Annotated in this window: 9 protein-coding genes; 6 read left to right on the top strand and 3 right to left on the bottom strand. The window is 67.6% G+C overall.

Translation table 11 applies throughout. The features are described from left to right. From sufC to KBY72_RS06355, 3 genes are all read left to right on the top strand, one after another. Positions 1-623: Fe-S cluster assembly ATPase SufC (gene sufC, locus KBY72_RS06365; RefSeq protein WP_254993283.1), on the top strand; the 623-nt coding region annotated here is incomplete at its 5' end. Continuing rightward, positions 623-1,735, top strand: a complete 1,113-nt coding sequence (locus KBY72_RS06360) for a SufD family Fe-S cluster assembly protein (RefSeq protein ID WP_254993282.1) — start codon at positions 623-625, stop codon at positions 1,733-1,735. The genes sufC and KBY72_RS06360, both read left to right, overlap by 1 nt. Then, the gene (locus KBY72_RS06355; protein WP_254960458.1) at positions 1,732-3,057 is read left to right on the top strand and encodes a SufS family cysteine desulfurase; all 1,326 of its coding nucleotides are present in this window, start codon (positions 1,732-1,734) and stop codon (positions 3,055-3,057) included. The genes KBY72_RS06360 and KBY72_RS06355 overlap by 4 nt, the downstream gene beginning before the upstream one ends. A gap of 9 nt (positions 3,058-3,066) precedes the next feature. Here the strand turns inward: KBY72_RS06355 and KBY72_RS06350 are convergent, their stop codons facing one another. Beyond that, the gene (locus tag KBY72_RS06350) at positions 3,067-3,777 is read right to left on the bottom strand and encodes a class I SAM-dependent methyltransferase (RefSeq protein ID WP_254993281.1); all 711 of its coding nucleotides are present in this window, start codon (positions 3,775-3,777) and stop codon (positions 3,067-3,069) included. 73 nt (positions 3,778-3,850) lie between these two features. Between KBY72_RS06350 and KBY72_RS06345 the strand changes: the two genes are divergently transcribed. Beyond that, the gene (locus KBY72_RS06345; protein WP_254993279.1) at positions 3,851-4,000 is read left to right on the top strand and encodes a hypothetical protein; all 150 of its coding nucleotides are present in this window, start codon (positions 3,851-3,853) and stop codon (positions 3,998-4,000) included. Next, entirely contained in the window at positions 3,982-4,527 is a 546-nt protein-coding gene (locus KBY72_RS06340; protein WP_254930951.1) for a hypothetical protein, read from the top strand. The genes KBY72_RS06345 and KBY72_RS06340 overlap by 19 nt, the downstream gene beginning before the upstream one ends. On the opposite strand, the gene KBY72_RS06335 is transcribed toward KBY72_RS06340, so the two are convergent. Together KBY72_RS06335 and KBY72_RS06330 are read right to left on the bottom strand one after the other, a co-directional pair. Further along, on the bottom strand, positions 4,500-5,333 hold the full coding sequence (locus KBY72_RS06335; protein WP_254930952.1) for a methyltransferase domain-containing protein: 834 nt from the start codon (positions 5,331-5,333) through the stop codon (positions 4,500-4,502). The genes KBY72_RS06340 and KBY72_RS06335 overlap by 28 nt on opposite strands. Further along, positions 5,330-6,778: a flavin monoamine oxidase family protein gene (locus KBY72_RS06330; protein ID WP_254960454.1), complete on the bottom strand. Its 1,449-nt coding sequence runs from the start codon at positions 6,776-6,778 to the stop codon at positions 5,330-5,332. The genes KBY72_RS06335 and KBY72_RS06330 overlap by 4 nt, the downstream gene beginning before the upstream one ends. A 65-nt stretch (positions 6,779-6,843) precedes the next feature. On the opposite strand from KBY72_RS06330, the gene KBY72_RS06325 reads away from it, so the two are divergent. Continuing rightward, positions 6,844-7,374 carry a DUF1543 domain-containing protein gene (locus KBY72_RS06325; protein WP_254930954.1) on the top strand — a complete coding sequence of 177 codons (531 nt, stop codon included), beginning with the start codon at positions 6,844-6,846 and terminating at the stop codon, positions 7,372-7,374. The last annotated feature ends 152 nt before the right edge of the window (positions 7,375-7,526 follow it).

Genomic DNA, 7,526 nt, shown 5'->3' with positions numbered 1-7,526 from the left:
ATGCGGTGACATCCGGGTCGGTTTCCTATATGGGCGCAGACCTACTTGAGCTAGAGCCAGACCAGCGCTCTCGACTGGGCTTGTTTCTGGGATTTCAATACCCGGTGGAGATCCCAGGGGTTAGCAACCTTGAATTTCTGCGAGTCGCTACTAATTCCCGCCGCGCTCAAAGGGGTGAGGAGGAGCTGGACACCTTTGCCTTCGAAGACCTGGTGCGCGAGCGCCTCAAGGTGGTGCAAATGGATCCGGCCTTCTTAGATCGCAGTGTCAACGAAGGCTTCTCGGGTGGCGAAAAAAAGCGTAACGAGATCTTGCAGATGGCGCTACTTGAGCCTCTAGTGGCGATCCTCGATGAAACCGATTCTGGCCTTGATATTGACGCCCTACGCATCGTGGCTGATGGGGTCAATCAACTCGCGGGCCCGGACAATGCCACCTTGCTGATCACCCACTACCAGCGCTTGCTGGATCTGATCACCCCCGATTACGTCCATGTGATGGCGGCTGGCCAGATCCTGCGAACCGGAGGCAAGGAGCTGGCCTTGGAGCTTGAGCGCACTGGTTACGAATGGGTGGATCAGGAGCTGGCCAGCCTGAGCCGGGAACCTGCGGAGGTGCTGTGATGCCAGCTGCGGTTATGCCAAATACTGCTGATTGGCTCACCCAGCTTGCTGGCGTGCCCCTGCCGGGCCGAAGTCAGGAGGAGTGGCGATTCACAGGCCTGGCTGCCCTAGAGGCCTTGGAGCCCGAGCTCTGGAGTGGTGTAGACCCATTCGCCCAACTCAGCTTGCCCGCTGGCATTAGTCGCATCGGAGCTGATCAGGTGCAGGAGTTGCAGCAGCTGGTGCTCAAAGCCACAGGCGGCAGCGATGCTTGGTCGGTGCGGCTAAATCAAGGCGCTTCGCCCCGCTGTCTGGCTTTGCGGGTGGCTGGAGCGGCTGGTCCGCTGCAATTGAATTGTGACGCCGGTCCGGCGCCGGGGCTGCTGGCATTGCAGCTGGTGCTCGTGCTTGAGGAGGGCGCCAGCTTGGAGCTGCTGATCCAGCACGGCTCCAGTGGCCCCAATGCCACCAGCTTGGTAGCGGTTGCCCAGCTTGGCCGTGGCGCCCAGCTCAATCTGGGGCTGCTGGCTCCTGGCGATGCCAGCGCCAGCCTGCTCAGCCACCTGTCGATTAGCCAGGCCCCCGCCAGCTCCCTCCAGCTAACCACCGCAGTTGGGGGTTGGGCCCTAAGCCGGCTCGAGCCCTGCATCAGCCAGCTGGAGGGAGCGGCCCAGACCCGGCTGCGGGCCCTGCAGCTGGTGGATGGCCAAGAGTTGGCCGACACCCACAGCCAAGTGCGTTTTGAAGGCCCCGATGGGCAGCTCGACCAGCTCCACAAGGTGGTAGCTGATGGGGCCGGACGCAGCGTGTTCAACGGGGCCGTGCGGGTGCCGCGCAGCGCCCAGCAAACCAACGCCGCCCAGCTCAGCCGCACCCTCTTGCTCTCCGATCGGGCCCGAGTGGATACCAAACCCGAGCTGGAAATCGTCGCGGACGATGTCAAGTGCGCCCACGGCGCCACCATTAGTCGGCTGCAGCAGAACGAGCTTTTTTATCTGCAGAGCCGGGGTATTGGCGCTGAACAAGCCTCACGCTTGCTGTTGCGGGGCTACTGCGAGGAGGTGTTGCGCGAGCTTCCCGCGGCGGCGGCGGCCCTGAATCCGCTAAAGCTGCTGCTGCGGGAGCATCCATGACCACCAGCACTACCACTGCGGCTGCAGCAACCACCTCAGCAAACACCGCCGCAACCCCGCCCAGCATTGAGGTGGTCGCGCCAAATCTTGCTGCCCTGACCCGGCCCGATTTCCCCCTGCTGGCCCAGACGGCCTGCCTGGGTCAGCCGCTGATCTATCTGGATTACGCCGCCACCAGCCAGAAGCCGCGCCAAGTGCTGGCGGCCCTGCAGCACTACTACGACCACGACAACGCCAATGTTCACCGCGGCGCCCACCAGCTCAGCGCCCGCGCCACCGAGGGCTTTGAGGCTGCCCGGGCCAAGGTTGCCGCCTTCATAGGTGCGGCGAGTGCGCGGGAGATCGTGTTCACCCGCAACGCCAGCGAGGCGATCAACCTGGTGGCCCGCAGCTGGGGCGATGCCAATCTCGGTCCCGGCGATGAGGTGCTGCTCACGGTGATGGAGCACCACTCCAATCTGGTGCCCTGGCAGCTGCTGGCGGCCCGCACCGGCTGCGTGCTGCGCCACGCCGGGCTCACCGAAAGCGGCGAGCTGGATCTGGAGGATCTGCGCAGCCAGATCACCGAGCGCACCAGGTTGGTGAGCCTGGTGCAGGTGAGCAACACCCTCGGCTGCCTCAATCCGATCGAGCAGGTGGTGCCGCTGGCCCACGCCGCCGGTGCCCTGGTGCTGGTGGACGCCTGTCAGAGCCTGCCCCACCTGCCGGTGAATGTGGCTGCGCTCGGCTGCGATTTCCTGGTGGGCAGCTCCCACAAGCTCTGCGGCCCCACGGGCATGGGCTTCCTCTGGGCCCGCGAGGCCCTGCTGGAGGCGATGCCCCCCTTCCTCGGCGGCGGCGAAATGATCCAGGACGTGTACCTGGACCACAGCAGCTGGGCGGAGCTGCCCCACAAGTTTGAGGCGGGCACGCCGGCCATCGGCGAAGCGATCGGTATGGGCGCCGCCCTCGATTACCTCAACGCCCTGGGCCTGGAGCGCATCCACGCCTGGGAGCAGGTGCTCACCCGCCAGCTGTTTGATCGTCTACGGGCGATCGAAGGCGTGCGGATCCTGGGTCCCACGCCCGAGCAACAGCCCGATCGGGGTGCCCTGGCGGCCTTCACGGTGGATGGGTTGCATGCCAACGACATCGCTGCCCTGCTGGATTCAGCCGGCATCTGCATCCGCAGCGGCCACCACTGCACCCAGCCCCTGCATCGCCTTTACGGCATTCCGAGCTCGGCCCGCGCCAGCCTCAGCTTCACCACCACCCCCGAGGAGATCGAGCGCTTCGGCGAGGAGCTGGAGGGCACGATCGCCTTCCTGCGGGAGCACAGCTGAGCGCCTGAATCAGGCCGGCGTCAGCACCGCCAGCGCCTCGGCCTGGTCGGGTCCAGCCCAGATCCAGGCAAGGCTCCAGCCCTGGTTGCGGGCTGTGGTGCCGATGGCGGCTCGGTCAGCGGGAAGGTCGTAATGACTCACATGGAAGCAGGCATGGGCCAGTTGCTGCGGCTGGAGGACACCCCCCCAGTGGTCGGTCATCCGTTGGGTGTAGCGCAGTCGAAAGTCGTCAACTGATTCACCGGGTTCCCGAAAAATGTCCGCCCAGAGAAAAATGCCTTTGGGGTTGATCTTCTTCCGAACCCCCGCCAGGAAGGCCTCTTGGCTCTCCCCATCCAGGTGGTGGATGGCGAACGAGGAATAGAGGATGTCAACCGGATTGGTTTGTGGCGTTGCCGCTGTGGCCCACTCCAGGAGCTCAGCCTGGATCCAGTCGCAGGGATAGGGCACCTCCCCCAGGGCTTTGGCAGCAAGAGGCAGGACGGAGGAGGCCTGATCCAGACCCAGGAGCGAACCGAGGGGGAGGTCCCGTAGAACGGCCGCCAGGGGGTCGGCATCGCCACAGCCCAGGTCTACAAAGTGGGGGCGGTGCCCAGCTGGTGCTCCGTCGAAGTAGTGCTTCAGAACCTGCTCCACCGCCCCAACCAGGGCCCGATGGTGCATGAAGTCGTGTTGGACGATTGTTTTATAGGTGCTCCATTGGTTTTCAAAGAAGTCCATGGGTGCTCGGCAACCTGTTCATTCTGCTCGCCCCAGGCTGGTCCAATCTCTGAGTCCAAGTCTGTTTCTGGTGGTGCTCCATCAGGTCGTGCTCCACGATCGCCCGGTAGGAGCTCCATTGCCGATCGAAGAAATCCATCACCCTGGAGTCGATCTCCTCATCCTGCTGGACGATGCCGTGATGCCCTGGAATGCCAATCCGCCATGCCGCCTCAGACGCTGACCCCATTGCACCCCTGGCGATCGCTCTGGCTGGCTGTTGCCCTGGCCGCGCCGCTGCCCTGGAGTCCGGCGGTTGCGGCTCCCGGCCCGCTCCCTTGCGTTGCGCCGGCCGACCTCAGCACGCTCTCGGGCGCCTGGCAGGCCGAGGCGCAGACGCATGTGAACGGGGGAGTGGCGCCCAGCCTGCAGCGCTTGCAGCTGCAGGTGGGCCGTGACGGCCGCGTGCGGGGCCAGCGCGACTGGAGGGCGGTGCACACCGGCCCCGGGGCCGTGCAGGGCCACAACCGCCAGGGCCAACCCTCGTTTCAGGGGGTGGAACCCCTGATCGGCTGGATCGAGTCCCGCAGCTGCCGGGTGCTGCTGGTCGAAACCGAAGACAGCGGTCGGGTGAGCGGTTGGCTGCGCCGCGATGCGAGCGGGCCGTTTCTGGAGCTTGAGATCAGCCAGAGCGGCAGCGGCGCTGTCGTGCTGTTCGCCGACTTCCGTCGCCCGGCCAGCACTCAGGCGTCGGCGATGCCGCGCCCCTGATAGATGCTGAGGCTGATGGCCCCATCGGGGCGCTGGCCCAGCTGGCCAAACCGCTGCGCACCGAGCGCGATCCGCGCTGCCACCTCGGCGCTGGGAGCTGCCGCCAGCAGGGCCGGCAGTTCGGGTTCAATGAACCCCAGCAGGTAGGTGCAGAAGTCGTGCACCTGCTCGCGCCCACTGGGGCACCAGTGATGGATGCCCACCATCTGATTGCTCACGGCTGTGAAGCCCGCCTGCTCCAGCAGGGGCCCGAGTCGCGGGCCGGCATGGGCATCGCCGTGGCGGTTGAAGTGGGCCACAAAGGCGGTCAGCAGAGCCTGGATCGCCCTGTCCGGGGGCGACACCTGGAGGCTGGTGTAGTCGGTTTCGGTGAGGTGGATCGTGCCGCCGGGCCGCAGCACCCTGCGCGCCTCCCGCAGCAGCGTCGATGGATCCCCCAGGTGCTCGATCACCCACACCAGCCGCACCCGATCGAAGTGCCCATCGGGCCAGGGCAGCGCAGCGCCATCGCCCACCACCAGCTCCACAGGGTTGGAGCTGGCCGCACCCAGCCCCAGTGCATCCAGGTGACTGTGTGCTCCGGCGATCTGCTCGGGGCTGATGTCGATGCCGCTGAGCTGCGTCTGCGGATGGCTGCGCGCGATCTGGCCCAGCACGGCCCCCACGCCGCAGCCGATCTCGAGCAGCCGCTCGCCCGGGTGCAGCTCCAGATTGGCGGCCAGCAGGGGCGCCAGCAAGGCTGCCTGCGCGATCAGCCGTTGCTGTTCACGCGCGCTGCTGCCGTGGATGTAGGGCGGTTGGCTCATGCCGTCAGGAGCGCAGCGGCATCGCTGGCCGCCAGCTCACCGGCTTCGATCGCCCCTTCGAAATAGCCCGGCCAGCGGGGGGATGCTTCGGTGCCGGCCCAGAGCACCCGCCCGTGGTGGGCGGGGCCGGGGCCGCCCTCAGCGCCGGCGGCCAGGCGGGCGTGGCTGGTCCAGCAGCCCGGGGCAAGGAAGCTGGTGAAGGCGCCGCCGGTGAACGGCTCGCTGTTCCAGGCCTGCTCCACCAGCTCCAGCGGTTTGGCGGCCTCCGGACCCCAGTAGGCGGCGAGATCCTGCAGGATCAGCGCCCGCCGCTGGGCAGCGGGCAGGGCCGCCAGCGTCAGCGCCCGCTCGCCGGCCACGAAGCTCGCCAGCACGGCCGGCTGGCCGCTCGGCGGCCCGCTGTCGGCGGTGAGCTCCAGCCAGGGCCGATCGCCGATGCCCAGGCCGTTGAGGCCCTGCTCGCGCCAGAACGGACGGGCGTAGCGGGCCAGGATCTTGGTCATGCCTCCCATGGCCGTGCGCTGCAGCAGCGCCTGGTGGGCGGCAGGCAGCGCCGGCTCAAAGCGGATCGCCAGCCGCTGCGGCGGCGGCACGGCCGTGATCACGGCCTGCGCCTGCAGCGGTGCCAGGCCTTCGGCCATCACCTGCACCGTGTCGCCCTGTTGGGCGATGGCCTGCACGGGTGCGCCGAGCTGGAGACAGCCCGGGCTGTGGGCGTCGAGATCGGCCGCCAGTCGCTGGGCCACCGAGCCGGCACCGCCCTGCACGAGCCAGGCTTCGGGGCTCTCGGCCTGGGGTGCCACCGCCTGGGTCCAGGCGAGATGGAGGATCGAGGTTTCCCAGGGTTCGAAGCCGCCGGAGCCGCCCACCCGGCAGAGCCAGTCGAGCGGCAGCCGGGCCAGGGGAAGGCTGGTGTGCTGTGCGGCCCAGGCGGCCACGCTGAGCCGATCGAGCGACTCGGCCTGGGGGCTGCGCCAGGGCTGGCGCGGATCGATCCCCTCCACCAGCTCCGAGAAGGTCCGCTGCAAGGCCTGGGCTGCCGCCAACGCTTCGGCGTCCAGGTGCAGAGCATCGGGTTCAAAGAAGAGGAGGCTGTCGGCGAAGCGGGCCGCCAGGGGGGCCTGCAGCCGCTCACCGCGCCAGCACCAGATCCCGTCTCCGGTGTAGTGGCTGGGGTAGCGGCTGATGCCTAGCTCGCTCAGCAGCGCCGCGAAGCGGTGGTGGGTCGTGCCGCCCCACTGGCCGCCCAGATCCACCACGCTGCCATCGCTGAGGGTGCGGCTCACCATCCGCCCGCCCAGCCGCGTCCGCGCCTCCAGCACGCGCACGCGCAGCCCCTGCTGTTGCAGGCGGCGTGCGGCAACCAGCCCGGAGAGGCCCGCACCAACCACCAGCACATCCACCGCCAGCCCATCCATCACCAGCACATCCATCGCGGTGCCCATCCAGCAGCCAACAGCTCAGCTGCTGGGATGCTGGCGCTGATTTCTCCGCCCGACCAGCAACAGCCGTGAGCGCACCCGAGTTGTTTCTGGTGGTGCTGGGCGGCCGCGCCCCGGGCTGCCACATCGAGCTCCACGACGTGCGCTTCGTGGCGGGCGCCACGATCGAAGCGGCGCTTCCGGAGCTGCGGCGGCAGTGGTTCGGGAGGCGTGAGGGCCTGCACCTGGACAGCTACCTGGCGGTGCGGGCGGTGGATGGCTTCGCGGTGAGCCTCAGGCGCGAGCCGGCCGCGCCCCGGCCCGAGCGGCTGTGGTTTGTGAACCTGGGCGCCTACCGCCCCGATTGCCTCGCGGAGCTGCATCATTTCGGCCTGGTGGTGGCCCGCTCGCCCCAGGCGGCCAAGGCAGCGGCCAAGCGGCAGTGGCTGCGTGGGGCCCTGCAGCAGCACAAGGATGACCTGGCGGCCGTGGACGACTGCCTGGCGATCGAGCAGCTGGAGCTGCTGGGCGGTGAGCGCTGGCATGTGCAGCTGGAGCCCCACCTTGAGGGCCTGAGCCAGAGCCAGGTGCCGGATTGGTTTGGCTACCGGCTGATTTGAGCAGGTGGCAGGGGTGTGTGGTTGGGTTTGCGACAGGCTCCGGGAATCTGTACAGGTTGTACGAATTGCGAGACGGTCCTTCCCAAAATCTTTCTGCTGCTGTTCCTGGCGCTGATCTGCCCCAGTTCCCCACCCCCAGAGATGATCAGGAG

The organism is Cyanobium sp. BA5m-21 (genome assembly GCF_024346235.1).
GTDB lineage: Bacteria > Cyanobacteriota > Cyanobacteriia > PCC-6307 > Cyanobiaceae > Cyanobium_A > Cyanobium_A usitatum.
Note: the sequence above shows the minus strand (reverse complement) of the source record. Positions and strands in the feature narration are given on the sequence as shown.